Raw genomic sequence first — 1,465 nt, 5'->3', positions numbered from 1 at the left:
TGATATGTACCCTCTTTACTGGACAACCAGTAAGGAGGGTATTTTTATGCGTTATAGTTATGAGTTTAAAATGATGTGTGTTGAATTGTATCATTCGGGTTCGTATCCTGACATCCCAGAGGGGCTGAATCCCAATACTCTCAAAAGGCATATACGAGAATGGTCCAGATTGGTTGATTTACATGGTCCAGAAGTTTTAAAACATAAGGTGTTTAATAAGGTATGGACACCCGAAGAAAAACTTGAACTGATTTCAAAGGTTATTGCAGGCACACCAAGAACGAAAGTTGCCATAGAAGCAGGCATTAATGCAGGACTGCTTTATCAATGGGTACACAAATATAAATTACAAGGATATAATGGATTGGTAGAAAGTAAAAAAGGACGACCAACAAAGGAACCGAGAATGAAAAAATCAACAAATCCATTACCTTTAACAGAATCGGAACGAGAAGAACTGATACGCTTGAGAACTGAAAATGAATATATCAAAGCCGAGAATGAAGTAATAAAAAAACGGATCGCCTTGAGGCAAGAAAAATGGGTTGCGCAACTCAAGGCGAAAAAGCAGCAATCATCAAAGAACTCAGAGAAAAAGGATATCAACTAAAGTATCTCCTAAAAGCAATGCATATGGCTAAATCTACTTACTATTTTGAGATTAACAGAAACGATATTGTTGCCGAACGCAATCAAGAAGTACTAGAAGAAATAAAAAATATTTTTGAGGAGAACAAACGCAGATATGGCGTAAGAAGGGTTCACCAGGAACTTATTAATCGCGGGTATCAGGTGAACCATAAGAGAGTTCAGCGTCTTATGCATGAATCAGGATTAGCCGGCAAACGACCAAAGGAGAAATATCATTCCTATAAGGGACAAGTTGGTAAGATTGCTGATAATATAATAGGCAGAGATTTCAGCACAACTTCGCCTTTACAAAAATGGACCACAGATGTGTCTCAATTCAATTTTTCATGGGGAAAGTGTTATATATCGCCAGTGTTAGATATGAATACAAACGAAATCATTTCATATGATTTATCTAGGACTCCTAATCTTGGCCAGATAGAAAGAATGCTAAATAAAGCTTTTGAAAAATTTCCTTCTGTCGAAGGATTAATATTTCATTCTGATCAGGGGTGGCAGTATCAGCATGTCAATTTTAGAAATGCCTTACAAGAACATGGCATTGTACAATCCATGTCACGGAAAGGTAATTGCTATGACAATTGTATTATGGAGACATTCTTTGGAAGATTGAAAAATGAGATGTATTATGGTTATGAGAAAGACTATTCTTCCTTCGAAGAATTCTCACAAGCGGTTGAAGAATATATAGATTATTATAATAACAAAAGAATTCAGGCAAAAACAAAATGGATGCCACCTGTACAATACAGGATAGCATCCATGTGTTCAGCCTAGTTCATAAATATGTGTCCAGGATTCTGGGTACATATCA

2 protein-coding genes are annotated in these 1,465 nt (G+C 36.4%); both read left to right on the top strand.

All coding sequences use genetic code 11. The features are described from left to right. On the top strand, positions 1 to 610 hold a 610-nt coding region (locus tag ABUA34_RS14285; protein WP_349823542.1), incomplete at its 5' end, for a transposase. Continuing rightward, on the top strand, positions 541 to 1,428 hold the full coding sequence (locus tag ABUA34_RS14280) for an IS3 family transposase (RefSeq protein WP_082418098.1): 888 nt from the start codon (positions 541 to 543) through the stop codon (positions 1,426 to 1,428). The genes ABUA34_RS14285 and ABUA34_RS14280, both read left to right, overlap by 70 nt. The last annotated feature ends 37 nt before the right edge of the window (positions 1,429 to 1,465 follow it).

It is taken from the genome of Coprococcus sp. RTP21428st1_C9_RTP21428_210409, from assembly GCF_040227395.1.
In the GTDB taxonomy this organism is placed as follows: domain Bacteria; phylum Bacillota; class Clostridia; order Lachnospirales; family Lachnospiraceae; genus Coprococcus; species Coprococcus aceti.
Note: the sequence above shows the minus strand (reverse complement) of the source record. Positions and strands in the feature narration are given on the sequence as shown.